At 59.9% G+C, this 14671-nt stretch carries 15 protein-coding genes; 4 read left to right on the plus strand and 11 right to left on the minus strand.

Features of this window, described 5'->3' with window-relative positions; translation table 11 throughout:
- Positions 1-45: 45 nt before the first annotated feature.
- The 9 genes from EV700_RS05495 to EV700_RS05535 all read right to left on the minus strand — a co-directional run bounded on the left by EV700_RS05495 (position 46) and on the right by EV700_RS05535 (position 8612).
- Positions 46-816 (minus strand): DUF8198 family protein, encoded by a 771-nt coding sequence (locus tag EV700_RS05495; RefSeq protein ID WP_130411581.1) that lies wholly within the window; start codon positions 814-816, stop codon positions 46-48.
- Between the two features lie 130 nt (positions 817-946).
- Positions 947-1207 (minus strand): hypothetical protein, encoded by a 261-nt coding sequence (locus EV700_RS05500; protein ID WP_130411582.1) that lies wholly within the window; start codon positions 1205-1207, stop codon positions 947-949.
- A gap of 142 nt (positions 1208-1349) precedes the next feature.
- Positions 1350-1874 (minus strand): hypothetical protein, encoded by a 525-nt coding sequence (locus EV700_RS05505; RefSeq protein WP_130411584.1) that lies wholly within the window; start codon positions 1872-1874, stop codon positions 1350-1352.
- A gap of 121 nt (positions 1875-1995) precedes the next feature.
- Positions 1996-3348: an ATP-dependent protease ATPase subunit HslU gene (gene hslU, locus EV700_RS05510; RefSeq protein WP_130411586.1), complete on the minus strand. Its 1353-nt coding sequence runs from the start codon at positions 3346-3348 to the stop codon at positions 1996-1998.
- A 10-nt stretch (positions 3349-3358) separates the two neighbouring features.
- Positions 3359-3883 carry an ATP-dependent protease subunit HslV gene (gene hslV / locus EV700_RS05515; protein WP_130411588.1) on the minus strand — a complete coding sequence of 175 codons (525 nt, stop codon included), beginning with the start codon at positions 3881-3883 and terminating at the stop codon, positions 3359-3361.
- A gap of 127 nt (positions 3884-4010) precedes the next feature.
- Positions 4011-4790 (minus strand): SPOR domain-containing protein, encoded by a 780-nt coding sequence (locus EV700_RS05520; RefSeq protein ID WP_130411590.1) that lies wholly within the window; start codon positions 4788-4790, stop codon positions 4011-4013.
- Between the two features lie 11 nt (positions 4791-4801).
- Positions 4802-6583, minus strand: a complete 1782-nt coding sequence (gene argS, locus EV700_RS05525; protein WP_130411592.1) for an arginine--tRNA ligase — start codon at positions 6581-6583, stop codon at positions 4802-4804.
- Between the two features lie 110 nt (positions 6584-6693).
- Positions 6694-7284 carry a GbsR/MarR family transcriptional regulator gene (locus EV700_RS05530; protein WP_130411594.1) on the minus strand — a complete coding sequence of 197 codons (591 nt, stop codon included), beginning with the start codon at positions 7282-7284 and terminating at the stop codon, positions 6694-6696.
- A 95-nt stretch (positions 7285-7379) separates the two neighbouring features.
- Positions 7380-8612, minus strand: coding sequence for a TIGR03862 family flavoprotein (locus tag EV700_RS05535; RefSeq protein ID WP_130411596.1), 1233 nt, complete (start codon positions 8610-8612; stop codon positions 7380-7382).
- A 150-nt stretch (positions 8613-8762) separates the two neighbouring features.
- On the opposite strand from EV700_RS05535, the gene EV700_RS05540 reads away from it, so the two are divergent.
- Entirely contained in the window at positions 8763-9356 is a 594-nt protein-coding gene (locus EV700_RS05540; RefSeq protein ID WP_130411598.1) for a TetR/AcrR family transcriptional regulator, read from the plus strand.
- A 6-nt stretch (positions 9357-9362) separates the two neighbouring features.
- On the opposite strand, the gene gap is transcribed toward EV700_RS05540, so the two are convergent.
- Entirely contained in the window at positions 9363-10361 is a 999-nt protein-coding gene (gap, locus tag EV700_RS05545; protein WP_130411600.1) for a type I glyceraldehyde-3-phosphate dehydrogenase, read from the minus strand.
- A gap of 125 nt (positions 10362-10486) precedes the next feature.
- On the opposite strand from gap, the gene EV700_RS05550 reads away from it, so the two are divergent.
- On the plus strand, positions 10487-11443 hold the full coding sequence (locus EV700_RS05550; protein WP_130411602.1) for a hypothetical protein: 957 nt from the start codon (positions 10487-10489) through the stop codon (positions 11441-11443).
- An 85-nt stretch (positions 11444-11528) separates the two neighbouring features.
- Here the strand turns inward: EV700_RS05550 and EV700_RS05555 are convergent, their stop codons facing one another.
- Positions 11529-12542, minus strand: a complete 1014-nt coding sequence (locus tag EV700_RS05555) for an AraC family transcriptional regulator (protein ID WP_130411604.1) — start codon at positions 12540-12542, stop codon at positions 11529-11531.
- 121 nt (positions 12543-12663) lie between these two features.
- On the opposite strand from EV700_RS05555, the gene EV700_RS05560 reads away from it, so the two are divergent.
- Positions 12664-14199, plus strand: a complete 1536-nt coding sequence (locus EV700_RS05560) for a flavin-containing monooxygenase (RefSeq protein ID WP_130411606.1) — start codon at positions 12664-12666, stop codon at positions 14197-14199.
- A 111-nt stretch (positions 14200-14310) separates the two neighbouring features.
- Positions 14311-14658: a hypothetical protein gene (locus EV700_RS05565; protein ID WP_130411608.1), complete on the plus strand. Its 348-nt coding sequence runs from the start codon at positions 14311-14313 to the stop codon at positions 14656-14658.
- Positions 14659-14671: the final 13 nt, after the last annotated feature.

Raw genomic sequence — 14671 nt, forward strand, 5'->3', positions numbered from 1 at the left:
GCGCGAAGTGACGGGGCGACCTTGATTTAGGTCACCCCGGCGTGTTCAGGAATTGAACGGATCAGGATGGTTGTTGTAGACCTTGTCCATGATGTCCTCTTCCTTGTTCAGGAACAGGTCAAGGAATTCCTGCGCCGAACCCATCGGACGCATCACGGCGAAGCCGCGACCGAGGAAGTCGTAGAGCGCGCCCAGACCGGCCATGTGCGCGGGCTTGTTGGCGATCTTGAAGGTGGCGTAAATCACGCGGGAACGCACGTACTTGTCCAGGCCCGTGCTGAGCTCGCGCAGCAGGGCGATCTGACGCTCGCGCATTTCGCGCGTACCGGCCAGGCGGAAGGCCTCGACCATGGCTTCGTCAGTGATTTCGGTGACGCCCAGCTTTTCGAACAGGATGGAGGCGACGGCTTCGTCCAGTTCGCCGGTCAGGGCATTCAGTTCCAGCGCGACGGCGCTGGTGCGCATGACGGAGTCCGGCAGCAGGCGGGTGGCGATGGGCAGCGCACGCTCGATCTCGTTGGCCAGTTCGGTCAGGTCGAGACCGCCGTACATGTCGCTGAGGAAGAACTGGGTGGCGGCGCGATAGCGTTCGTCTTCCAGCAGGGCGATGTGGGTGCGCTTGAGGCGTTCCACCTGCCACAGTTGTACGGCGACAAACCATTCACGGAATTGCGGTTCCTGATGGGAGCGCCAGGAGCGGAAACGCGCCAGTTCATAGCGCATCAGGTCACCGGTGCTTTTGATGTCTTCACGGTTCATGGGCATACCTGCGGGAAAGGGGATATCGGTCGCGTCCAGGGTGCTTGTCGCTTGCATTCCGTTCTCCAGGGACAAAGGAGTAAATACATGGAAACCGGCCGGATTGTAGCCTGACGGGATGTGTTACGACAGTACCTGCTCGCCAGGGGTGTGATGACGGTCTGAATTTCCGCCATCACGGCCGTGGTCAGCTGAAGTAGTCGCGGATCTTGTTTTCGATGATGGATTGCGGGGCGACAAAGGGCTTGTCGGTGATGGTGATCTCGATGTCCTTGCCGTTGATCACCGCATACCTGCCCTTGACCATGCCGATCGGGGTGACGCCGGCGAAGTTGCCCTGGGAGGTGTCCCCGGAGAATTGGCCGCCCTTGCCGGTGATGGTGGTTTCAACACGCTTGAGGGTGGCTTGCAGGTCGTCTTTAGGGGAAACGGTGAATTTGTGTGCCATGTTTGATCAGGTCTTTGTAGTGAATTACATCAGGATTGTAGCTAATCCGCGAGGGAATAAGGCAGTTCGCATCAAGTTTGGAAACAATTGAAAGGGAATTGAAAGAATGGCTCCCGGAGATGGCCTCCGGGAGCGTGATGCATCAGTTGATGCGAACCAGTTGGCCGGCAAGCTCTTCCGGGACTTGGTCGCGGGTTACCACCAGCAGTTCGCGTGTCTCGCCGTTTAACGAGGGAGTTTCAATACGCAGTGAGGCGGTCTTCGGCGCCAGCGTCAGGTTGATGCCAGGCTGCAGCTTCCACATGGCACCGGTCGCGGGGTCAACAATCAACCAGCCGATCAGGCCGCCAAAGACGATATTACCGATGTACCAGCCGTTCATTGAGGCCTGCAGGGCAAAGGACTGAGACTCAAAGCCTTCCTTATTAATCTGGATGAGGTAGCTGGCGCTGGAGAAGAACCCTTGGGACGCAGGCAGCGTAATGGTGCTGGGAGTGGTGCCGTTGGAAATCTTTTGTCCGGTTTTCTGGTTGGTTACGGTAAAAGCCGCGCCATCAGGCGAAGAGGCGATGGTCACCGGCCAGTTGCTTTGTGAGACGATGGAGGCACAGCCGGGGAGAGTCGCGAGAACCGTAACAGCCGCCGCTGCGATCAATTTTCCTTTCATGTGAGAGTCCTTGAGGTATTTGGGTGGAGCGCGGCATTATTGTTGTTTGTTCATTTAAATCAAGAGGAAACGATGGTTTTTTTCAAGGCCGGGGTTGTGTGTTCCCCAGCCGGCGTAAGGGTCAGAGAATGAACCGGCTCAAATCCTCGTTCTGCACCAGATAGCCCAGATGGGTGTTTACATCCTCCGCTGTGATGTCCAGCGTTTCGCCGTGACGCTCGGCTGCCAGATCGCCCGCCGTGAAGGAAATATCTTCCAGCAGCCGTTCCAGCACGGTATGCAGCCTTCGGGCACCGATGTTTTCGGTCCGCTCGTTGATTTCGAACGCCACCTCCGCCAACCGCTTGACCGCTTCCGGGGTAAAACGGATGTTCAGCCCCTCGGTGGCCAGCAGCGCCTTGTACTGTTCGGTCAGCGAGAAATGCGGTTCGGTGAGGATGCGCTCGAAGTCCGCCGGAGTCAGCGCGTTCAGCTCCACGCGGATCGGCAGGCGGCCCTGCAGTTCGGGAATCAGGTCGGAAGGCTTGGCCAGATGGAAGGCGCCCGAGGCGATGAACAGGATATGGTCGGTCTTGATCATACCGTGCTTGGTGTTGACGGTGCAGCCCTCGATCAGCGGCAACAGGTCGCGCTGCACGCCCTCGCGGGAGACATCGGCGCCTTGGGTTTCGCCGCGACGGCAAACCTTGTCTATTTCGTCGAGGAAGACAATGCCGTTTTGCTCGACGGCGGTCAGGGCGGCCGCCTTCAAGTCTTCCTCATTCAACAGTTTGGCGGCTTCTTCTTCCTGAAGGCGTTTCAGCGCCTCGCCGATTTTAACCCGCTTGCTGCTGGTGCGCTCCTTGTTGAGGCTGCTGAACATTTTCGACAACTGACCGGCCATGTCCTCCATGCCGGGGGGGGCCATGATATCGACCCCGATCGGGGCGGAGCTGAGTTCAATTTCGATTTCACGGTCATCCAGTTCGCCCGCTTGCAGCTTGCGGCGGAAGATGGCGCGGGTGGAGGAGTCGTTTTTGTCGGCGGGAGGCTCATGGCTGTCCCAGTCCGAGGTGCGGGCGGGACGCAACAGGGCGTCGAGGATGCGTTCCTCGGCGGCTTCGCGGGCGCGGAATTCCACCTTCTGCATGCCGTGGAGGCGGGCGTCCTTCAGGGCGACATCAACCAGGTCACGGATGATGGTTTCGACATCGCGGCCGACGTAGCCGACCTCGGTGAACTTGGTGGCTTCCACCTTCAGGAACGGGGCATTGGCCAGTTTTGCCAGACGGCGGGCGATTTCGGTCTTGCCGACGCCGGTGGGGCCGATCATCAGGATGTTCTTCGGTGTCACCTCGTGGCGCTGGTCTTCCGGCAGCTGCATGCGCCGCCAGCGGTTGCGGAGGGCGAGGGCGACGGCGCGCTTGGCGGCGTTCTGGCCGACAATGTGGCGATCCAGTTCATGGACGATTTCACGGGGAGTCATGGTGCTCATGTCGGCGTCCTCAGTACTGGATCACTTCAACAATATGGTTGTGGTTGCTGAACACGCAGATATCCCCGGCAATCGCCAGGCTCTTGCGGGCAATGGTTTCCGCATCCAGGTCGATGTTGTCGCTGAGGGCACGGGCGGCTGCCAGCGCATAGTTGCCGCCGGAGCCGATGGCCAGCACGCCGTGTTCCGGTTCCAGCACGTCGCCGTTGCCGGTGATGATGAAGGAGGCGGTCTTGTCAGCGACGATCAGCATCGCTTCCAGGCGGCGCAGGGTGCGGTCGGTGCGCCAGTCCTTGGCCAGTTCGACGGCGGCCCGGATCAGTTGTCCGCCGTGTTTTTCCAGTTTGGCCTCGAAGTGGTCGAACAGGGTGAAGGCGTCGGCGGTGCCGCCCGCGAAGCCGGCGATGACCTGGTTGTGGTAAAGACGGCGAACCTTGCGCGCGGTGCCCTTGATGATGGTGTTGCCCAGCGAAACCTGGCCGTCGCCGCCCAGGGCAACGCTGTTGCCGCGGCGGACACAGACGATAGTGGTCATGTGAGTGATCCTTGAAGTGACCTCTCAGTAATGGGGAGGTGTGGCAAGGATTTCAAGCAGAGGGATTGTCAGCGAATGTAGCGGGATGTTGCGGTGTTGACCCGGCGGGCGAGTTCGTCAGGCAGGATTATTTCTTTTCCTTGACCATCAGACTGTCGATGCCGCCGCCTCGCAGTTCGCCCTGGGCTTTGTCGGAAGCGGTCTTGCCCTTGAACGGACCGACGATGACGCGATACCAGACCTGGCCTTCCTTGACGGTGACCTGCTGTACACGGGCGGGCAGGCCCTGCATGGCAACCTTGGCCTTACGGCGCTCGGCTTCGGCCTGACTCTTGAATGAACCGGCCTGTAGCGAGAATTTGCCGGTGTCGGCCTCCTTGTCCTTTTCCGGCGGCTTTTCCTTGGCGGCAACCGGCTCCGGCTTGGGCTTTTCCGGAGCGGGCGCTTTCTTGCCCTCCAGGATGGCCTCGGCCCGCTTCTTGTCGGCCTCGTGCTTGCGCGCGTCATCGGCCGCGGTCTTCGCGGTCGTGACAGAGTTGGACGTATCGGGTGAAGCTATCGGCTTGGGCGTGGGTGCGGCAGGAGGAGGCGTATCAATCGGGGCCGGTTCGTTGGGCACTACTTTCTGGCTGGGCAGCAGACGGTAGAAGTCGAAACGCGGCTCGGCGGATTTGGCGGCGGCGGGCGGAGTGTCCGGTGTCGCGGCGGTCGCTGGAGCGATCTCGCGCTTGACCGGTTGCCAGGGTTTCCACAAATAGAGCATGAACGCCAGGAACAGGCCGATCCCCACGCCCAACCCGACCAGCAGCCAGCCGGGCAGGGACGAGCGCACAGTGGACGCCGGTTGGGCTTGCCGACCGAGGTTGCGGGTGGCGCCCTGGGGTTTTTTCTTGCCGTACTTGAACACGTCAGCCTCGGTTACATTTGTTCGGGAGCAGCGACGCCCAGCAGCCCCAATCCGTTGGCCAATACCTGCTTCACTGCCAGGCTCAATAATAAGCGCCCGTTACGGATATTGGTATCGTCATTCAGCACGATGTGATCGTTGTACCAACCGTGGAACTGGGCCGCCAGTTCTTTCAGGTAATTACTGACGTGATGCGGTTCGTAGGCCAGCGCGGCGGCCTGCACCACTTCCGGATAGGCGGCCAGTTTCTTCACCAGCTCGCGCTCCACGTCCTCCTTCAGGCCGGAGAGGGCAGCCAAGCCGTCGGCTTCAGTAAAGCTATGGCCACGCTCGGCCAGCTTGTCGAAGACGCGGCAGATACGGGCGTGGGCGTACTGGATGTAGTACACCGGGTTGTCCTTGCTTTGCGACTTGGCCAGATCGAGGTCGAAGTCGATGTGCTGTTCGCTCTTGCGGGTGATGTAATAGAAGCGCGCGGCGTCGTTGCCCACTTCCTCGCGCAGTTCGCGCAGGGTGATGAACTGGCCGGAACGCGAGGACATCTGCACCTGTTCGCCACCGCGCCACAGGGTGACGAATTGCACCAGCTGCACGTCCAGCTTGCCCGCATCAAGGCCCATCGCGGTGATGGCGGCCTTGACGCGCGGAATGTAGCCGTGGTGGTCGGCGCCCCAGATGTTCAGCACCTTGTCGAAGCCGCGCTCGAACTTGTTGAGGTGGTAGGCGATATCGGAGGCGAAGTAGGTGGCTTGGCCGTTGTCGCGCACCACGACCCGGTCCTTTTCATCACCATAGTCGGTGGATTTGAACCACAGCGCGCCGCCCTTCTCGTAGACGGTGCCGTTGGCCTGCAGGGTCTTGATGGCGCGGTCGATGGCGCCGCTGTCGGCCAGCGACTTCTCGCTGAACCATTCGTCGTAGGTGACGCCGAAGCCGGCCAGGTCGTCCTTGATGTCGCCGAGGATGCTGTCCAGCGCGGCGCGGAAGAACACGTCATAGCCTTCGGGGCCGAGCATGGCGCGGGCGTTGTCGATCAGGCCGTCGATATGCGCTTCCTTGTCGCCGTCAATCACTTCCCCAACTTCGTTCTTCACTTCATCCTTGGGGACGTTGGCGAAAACCTCGGCGGCGGGCTTGACCAGCGCCTTGCCATGGGCGTCAAACACGGTGCGGGCGATGTCGCGCATGTAGTCGCCGCGATAGCCATTCGACGGGAACTTGAAGCTTTCGCCGCACAGCTCGATATAGCGCAGGAAGGTGCTGGTGGCCAGGATCGCCATCTGGCGGCCGGCGTCGTTGACGTAGTATTCGCGTTGCACCTGGAAGCCGGCGGCTTCGAGCAGGGTGGCGACGGTCATGCCGTAGGCCGCACCGCGACCGTGGCCGACGTGCAGCGACGAGGTTGGGTTGGCGGAGACGAACTCGACCTGGATTTTTTTGCCTTGACCGGCATTGCTGCGCCCGAAGGCCAGCTTCTGGCTGAGGATGTTGCCCAGCACGGCGAATTCGGCCTGTTCTTGCAGGAAGAAGTTGATGAAGCCCGGACCGGCGATGTCGGTCTTGATGATGACGTCGTTGGCGGGAATGGCGGCCACGACCTTTTCGGCCAGATCGCGCGGCTTCATGCCCGCCGCCTTCGACGCCACCATCGCCAGGTTGCTGGCCCAGTCGCCATGCGAGCGGTCCCGGGTTCGTTCCAGCGTGCTCTTGTTGGCACAGTCGGCGGGAATGACGCCGGAGGCTTGCAGTTGCTGGAGGGCGAGGTCGAGAAGGTGTTGCAGTTGGCTTTTCATGGCAGCGGGGAGGGTCCGGGGAAAACAGCCCGCGATTCTAGCCGAAAAATCGCGGCTTCTCACCCGCTAAATGGACGGAAGGCCCCTTTGGGCGAGGCCTTGGGCCGGGGTTAGCCTTTAGGCGGCTCGTCCGGGGTGGCGGCCGGCGTTTCCTTGCGCGATTCGCCCATGCGATCGACGAAATCAAGCAGCTTGGCGACCTTGCCGCCAAGGCGCAGCAGGCGCTTCAGCGTTTCCGGCGACAGCTTCTGGATATCGGTCAGCCAGTCCATCAGCAATTGCATCATGTTGTACATTTCGTGCATGCGTTGCTGGGCCACGCGGTCGATTTCGCTGCCGACTTCCTGTTGCAGCGAGTCTCGCAACAGCGTCAGGGTAGGTTCGACTTCGCGCTGGCGGCGCTCCTCAACCAGGATGCGGAAAATTTCCCAGACATCCTGCGGCGCGGAGTAGTAATCGCGGCGGTCGCCGGGCAGGTGTTGTAGCCGTGTCAGCTTCCAGGCCTGCAGTTCCTTCAGGCCAAGGCCCACATTGGAGCGCGACATGGTAAGGGTTTCGGCGATTTCATCGGCATGCATCGGGCGGTTGCTGATGAACAGCAGTGCGTAGATTTGACCGACGGTGCGGTTGACGCCCCAGCGACTCCCCATTTCGCCAAAATGGAGAATGAAACTGGCGGCCAGCGGGGAGTGCGTATGCATATGTAGTACTTCCAGTAATTGCTGGAAAGTCTAGTAAAATTCGCTCGAATTCTCAAGGTTGCCCGTCCGTGCTTTGTAAAGTGGACAAGCATGCATCAGCCGCGATCGAGATAGGCCAGGACGCCACGAGCAGCGGCCAATCCGCTGGCGAAGCAGGCGGTGAGCAGGTAGCCGCCGGTCGGGGCTTCCCAGTCCAGCATTTCCCCGGCGCAGAAGACGCCGGGGAGGGTGGTCAGCATCAGGGCATCGTTCAGCGCCTCGAAGCGGACGCCGCCCGCCGTGCTGATGGCCTCGTCCATCGGGCGGACAGCCGCCAGCCGGATGGGCAATGCCTTCAGGGCCGCCGCCAGTTGTGCCGGGTCGTGCAGGATATCGGCGGGCAGGCACTCGCGCACCAGCGCTGACTTGACGTCCGGCAGGTTCAGGCGGCTGCGCAGCACCGAGGACAATGATTTGCCGTTGCGGGGTTTCGCCAGCTCGGCCTCCACCCGCGCCAGGTCGCGGTCGGGCAACAAATCCACCATGAGTTCGGCGGACGAACCCGCAAGCAGTTGGTCGCGCAGCGGCGCGGACAGGGCATACACCAGTCCCCCTTCCAGTCCGGAGCCGGTTACCATCAGATCGCCCCGCTTGCGCAACCAATCGCCGTCCGGCAAGCGGCAGCTTGCTTCCACCGTCTTGACCGGCTGACCGGCGAAACGCTCGCGGAAGGCGGGCGTCCACGCCACATCAAAGCCGCAATTGGCTGCCTTCAGCGGTGCCACCGTCACGCCCTTTTCCGCCAGCCACGGCAGCCAGGCGCCATCCGAGCCCAGTCGCGCCCAACTGCCGCCGCCCAGCGCCAGCACACAGGCGGCGGGTCGGTCGGTGATTTCTCCGTCTGCGGTTTCAAAGCGCAGCGCGCCGTCTTCGGTCCAACCGGTCCAGCGATGGCGTACCCGGATCTGCAGCCCCAGCCCGCGCAGCCGGTGCAGCCAGGCGCGCAAGAGCGGCGCGGCCTTCATGGCTTCGGGAAACACCCGTCCCGAACTGCCGACAAACGTCGGGACGCCCAGCCCGTGCGCCCAGTCGCGCAGGGCTTGCGGGGTCAACTCGCGGATCATCGGCTCCAGCCGGCTGCAGCTTTCCCCGTAACGGCTCAGGAAATCGTCCAGCGGTTCGGCATGCGTCAGGTTAAGACCGCTTTTGCCCGCCATCAGGAACTTGCGGCCTAACGACGGCTTGGCGTCGTATAGCGTGACTGCCCGGCCCGCCTGCAACAGCGTCTCGGCGGCCAGCAATCCGGCGGGGCCGCCGCCAATGACGGCAATGTGATGGGAAGCAGGCATGGGACACGAACCGGGATGGGAGGCGGGCGATTATAAGCCGCTTTGCCGCGTCAGGCATCGGGTTGGCTGCCCGGTCACGGTTTTGGGCTTGTGATACCTTGGGCATGAACCTATATTCGCATTCATGTTGATACCCCACAGAGCCCCATAATGCGCAAGCAACCGCAGCAGGAACGTTCCCGGCAGATGGTCGCCACCCTGATCGAGGCCACCTCGCGCTGCATCTCGCGGCACGGGCTGGACGGCACCACTACGCCCTTGATCGCCGAACTGGCCGGGGTCAGCGTCGGTTCGCTCTACCAGTACTTCGACAGCAAGGAAGCGCTGATCAAGGCGCTGATCCAGAAGCTGTTGAGCGATGTGACGCAGGCGCTGAAGTCGGTGCCGATCGAGCAGAACGCCACCGTGCGCGATCTGGTCGGCAACACCATCCGGCTGGGTTTCGCACTGCTGCACAGCAATGAAGGGCTGTATCTGGAACTGGTGCGCAACTGGCACCGCCTGCCGACACAGGACGTGGCCGACGCCTTCCAGCAGCATTTCATGGAAATGGCGCGCTTCTATTTCCTGAAGCATTACCGCGAACACCCTATCCAGAACCTGCAGGTGCGGCTGTTCATCATCATCAACAGCACGCTGTTCACCACCGTGCGCCTGCTGAGCCAGGACAATCCCTTCCTCAATGAGGAAGAGGTGATCCAGGGACTGACCGACATGATCGCGGGGTATCTGGAAGCGGCCTGATCCGGCTCAGGCCATCAGCTTCGCCACATCGAGCATGCGGTGGGCGAAACCCCATTCGTTGTCGTACCACGCCATTGTTTTCAGCAGGCGGCCCTGCAAGCGCGTCTGCGTCAGTTCGACAATGCTGGACGCCGGGTTGTGGGCGAAATCCACCGATACCAGCGGTTGCTCGTTGCAGACCAGCACACCCTGCAACGGCGGTTGCGCGGCGGCTTCTTTCAGCGCGGCATGCACTTCCTCCACCGTGGTGTCGCGGGCCAGCAGCGCATAGAAATCCACCACCGAGACATCCTGCACCGGCACGCGCAGCGCCATGCCGTCCAGCTTGCCCTTCAGTTCCGGCAATACCTCGCCCACCGCCTTGGCCGCGCCGGTTTTGGTGGGAATGATGGATTGCGTGGCCGAGCGCGAGCGGTAGGGATCGCCATGCACCTTGTCGATCAGCGACTGGTCATTGGTGTAGGCGTGCACGGTGACCATTTGCCCCTGCACGATGCCGAAACGGTGGTGCAGCACCTGCGCCAGCGGGGCGAGGCAGTTGGTGGTGCAGGAGGCGTTGGACACCAGCCGGTGTTCCGGGCGAAGGCCGGCGTGGTTGACGCCGAAGACGATGGTGGCGTCCATGCCGTCGCCGGGCGCGCTGAGCAGCACCTTGCCCGCGCCCGCGTCGAGGTGCTGCTGGCAGGCGTCGCGGCGGGTGAACAGGCCGGAGCATTCCAGCACGATGTCGATATCCAGTTCTCGCCAGGGCAGGCGGCGGATATCGCGCTCGGCGCTGAGGCGGATGGGGCGGCCGTCGATGATCAGGGTATCGCCTTGCAGTTCGACGGTTTTGCCGAAAGGGCCGTGGGTGCTGTCGAAACGGGTGAGGTGCGCCAGCAGGCTGTAGTCGCTGAGATCGTTGATGGCGACCAGTTCGAGGTCGGGACGGAGCGGGCCTTCGAAGAGGGCGCGCAGAAGGCAGCGACCTATGCGGCCGTAGCCGTTGATGACGAGGCGGGGCATGCCAGATACTCCGGTGGTGTTTTTTTCAGTGTAGGTCAGCCTATGTGGATTGCTCTTAAACAATTCGCCTGCTATAAATTTAGACTTTCTTGTGGCTGAATATTTTTAATAATTAAGGGTTTCTTATGGTCTCCTATAGAGATGACTTCAAACAAAAAACTAAACAAATACTTGCGCAGAGGGCAGCCTATCGCTGTTCTAATCCAAGCTGTAGGGTTGGAACAGTTGGTCCACATGTCGATCCTAATAAGATTGTTATGACTGGGGCGGCCGCACATATTTATGCGGCCGCTGAAGGTGGTCCTCGGTATAATCCCGAACAGTCATCTATGGAACGTGCTGCGATAACTAATGGTATCTGGCTATGTCGTTCATGTGCAGATAAGATTGATGACGATGATGTCAGATATCCTGCGAAACTTCTAAAGAAATGGAAGGATGAGCATGAGAAATGGGTTCGGGATGAGGATTTTTTACCGTCACTGCCGAAAGTCACAGTGGAAACATTGCATGGTTTATCGATACCTTCTGGGCCTCAAACTATTTCTGGTTTTGAAGTGGCAAAATATCGAGAGCATTTGGTTAGGATTTCATGTGAATCAAGGCATGAAGTGTTAAGTCTGCAAGCTCATATTCAGTTTCCAGAATCGATTGTTGATTATTCAAATTTAGGGGTGCCTGTAAACTTATCAATCCCGGAGAGTGATTATAGGGTTGTTGCTTCTGAAGGGGCATCGGTTTCATTTAATGGGCCTATGTCAGCCGGTATACATATAAAAATAATGGCTGACCACCTTCGTCCAAATAGTGATATTCTAATTAAGATCCGGACGGAAATTGGGAAGTCATCGATTGTTTTTCGAGAAATGCGCGAATTAACATCTGAGTCAGAATATAACTGTGATTCAGATAAAAATTTTGATTGGTATGTTTATGGGTGTTATTTGTATCGCGATGCTGGTCAGCTTTTTCCGGTTGATTTTGTTTCTGGCATTATAGAGAGGTCGGATAGGAATTATTCTGCGTTGCCAGCACAACCAGCTGAGGAAGTTTCAATATCAGTGGTTTCATTTCTGGGGTAGTATTTAATTTTTGTGAGGGCACATTAAACCCCATTTTTTCAGAGGAAGATAGCCGCAAGCGAGCATTTGGGCTTTCTTTCTCCGATCAACCCTTCTTCCCCTCCGCCCTGAACACCGCCGGACTCGTCCCCGCCCATCGCTGAAACGCATGGATAAACGCCGCCGACTCCGCATACCCCAACTGCCGCGCAATCGACTCCATCGACTGCGCCGTCTCCGCCAGCAACTGCTTCGCCTTGCGGAAGCGCACCTGATCCAGCAACTTGCGGAACGACGTTTCCTCCTCGCTCAAATGCCGTCGGAACCCCCGCTCCGACAGGCCGAACGCCGCCGCCACTTCTTCCGACGACGGAAAGCGCTCCACGAACAGGTCCAGATAATCCATCACCTGACTGCCCAGCCCCGACAACTGGTTGGCGCGTCGCGCCAGCAACTGGTCGCACTGCTGGCGATACAGGTTATAGGCGGTCGGGTTCGCCGCCGGGAATTTCCGCGACAGGTCCTCGGTGCGGATGGCGAAGCGCGCTACCGGCGCATCGAAGCGCACCGGGCATTGATAGCGTTCCTCGTACCGTTTCCATTCTGTCGGCTTGGGGAAGGGCACCTCCACCAATACCGGCTTAATGTCCAGCCCGATATGGGTCTGGATATCGCGCGTCAGCTGATAGGTGCCGGACATGTCGCGGTCGATCAGGAAACGGCGGCAGGCGGCCGGCAGCGGCATCGGTTTCAGGCACAGCGACGTTTCGCTTTCGCCCGGCTCCAGGAAAAACTCGCCGAAAATATAGGTCAGCTGCTGGAAATGCACTCCGGCGCGAAAAGCTTCCCAAGCGTTGGGGCAGGTCATCAGCAGCATGATGAAGGGGCCGTAACCGGCCAGGCTCATGGCAGTGCCGATCTTTAGACCCGTGGCGGGGTCGGGCAGGGCGGGGACGATCTCGCTGAAGATGCGCAATTCCAGCGATCGGTCAATTTCCGCATCCGGTGACAAACGGTCAAGATCGATACGATAGCGGGCCAGCACCGGGGAAATGTTGGCGCCCATGGCTTTCAGACCTTGCAGGGTATAGACGAATCCTAGTACGGAACGGGTGCTCATTTCCGATCTCTGGCCGGAATTATCAATTCGTGAGTGAAGACTAGCATATCCCTGAGTACTTTGTGGGTTTTACTATCTGTACGTCCGTACCAATAACGAATTACACCCCGAGGTGCCACCCATGACCAGTCGTCCCCCTATTCCCGCCCAAACCGCCGTGCTGGACGTTGCCATTGTCGGCGCAGGCTTTGGCGGCATGTGCATGGCCATCAAGCTGCTGGAAGCCGGCAACCGCAATTTCCTGATCGTGGAAAAAGGTAGCGAGGTGGGCGGCACCTGGCGCGACAACAGTTACCCCGGCGCAGCCTGCGATGTGCAGTCGCACCTGTATTCCTTCTCGTTCGAGGGTAAGGCCGACTGGTCGAAGCGCTATGCGCCGTGGTACGAAATCCAGGATTACATCCTCAAGACCAAGGAGAAGTACGGTCTGGCCGCCTTCACCAAGTTCGATACCGAAGTCACCGGCGCGCATTTCGACCATGAAACCGGCATCTGGACGGTGAACACCAACACCGGCGCGACCGTGCAAGCCCGCCATGTGGTGCTGGCTTCCGGCCCGTTGCATGTGCCGCAGGTTCCCAAGATCAAGGGTATGGAGAAGTTCAAGGGCAAGGTGTTCCATTCGGCGCAGTGGGATCACAGCTATGACCTGACCGGCAAGAACGTGGTGTCGATCGGTACTGGCGGCAGCGCCATCCAGTACTGCCCGGAAATCGCGCCGCAGGTGAAGCAGCTGTATGTGTTCCAGCGCACCCCGGCCTGGGTGATCCCGCGCGACGAGCGTACCTATTTCGGCATCGAAAAGGCGCTGTTCGAGAAGTTCCCGATCATTCGCAAGCTGCACCGCGCCCGTCTCTACTGGAGCAACGAGTCGCGCGTCTGGCCCGCCTTCCGGCCGCAGAACGCTCGCGCCGTGTCGCAACTGGTGAAGCTGTTCATCCGCTTCCAGGTGAAGGACAAGGCCCTGGCCGAGAAGCTGACGCCGGACTACACCTTCGGCTGCAAGCGCGTGCTGATTTCCAACAAGTATTACCCCATGTTCAACCGCAAGAACGTGGAACTGGTGACCGACGGCATCCAGGAAGTGCGCGAGAACAGCATCGTTACCCGCGACGGCATCGAGCGTCCTTGCGACTGCATCATTCTCGGCACCGGCTTCATTGTCGATCCGCGCATCTACATGAAGGATTTCCCCTGCACCGGCCTGCCCGGCCACGAGCTGAACAAGGACTGGAAGGACGGAGCGGAAAGCTATTACGGCATGACTACCACCGGCTATCCCAACCTGTTCCAGCTGGTGGGGCCGAACTCGGCTCTGGGTCATAACTCCATCATTTTCATGATCGAAGCGCAGGTGCACTACATTCAGGAATGCATGCGCCTGATGAAGGAAAAGGGCGTGGATTACATGGATGTGAAGGCATCGGCGCAGCGCCGCTTCAACGAGGATGTGCAGGAAAACATCAAGGGCACGGTCTGGGCGACCGGCTGCGTCAGCTGGTACCAGCAGGAAGACGGCAAGAACTTCACCATCTGGCCGTGGTCGACCTGGAAGTACTGGCTGGAAACGCGCAAGGTGAAGGAAGGCGACTACCTCTTTACCAAATGCCAGAAACCGGCGTTGAAGGCGGTGGCCAAGGCCAAAGCGGAGGCTTGATCCGGTAAACGTGTTGTACCTTGTGAGGCAAGTTGCCCCCGGATTATCCGGGGGCTTTTTTTTGGCCGCCGGAGGTGTATCGTCGGGCTTTACCGTTCCGGATTTCCCGTCATGTATGAACACCGTCGTCAGCCGTTGTTGTCGTTTCCCGCGTTTGTCCGGCGCATGGTTCGTCACGCGCTGGCGGTAATGGCGTTGATGGCCGCTTCGCTGCTGATGGGGATGGGCGGATATGTGTACTTTGAACATCTGGGCTGGCTGGACGCTTTTCTCAATGCGGCGATGCTGCTGGGCGGCATGGGGCCGCTGGCGCCCTTGACCACGCCGGGCGGGAAGCTGTTTGCCGGTTTATACGCCTTGTATGCCGGAATGGTGTTTCTGGTCGGCGTGGGTGTGCTGTTCGCACCGGCATTGCACCGGATGCTGCATCACTTTCATCTGGCGGAAGGGCGGGACTGACGCACTGGGATTC

This window comes from Fluviicoccus keumensis, assembly GCF_004217445.1.
Taxonomy (GTDB): domain Bacteria; phylum Pseudomonadota; class Gammaproteobacteria; order Pseudomonadales; family Moraxellaceae; genus Fluviicoccus; species Fluviicoccus keumensis.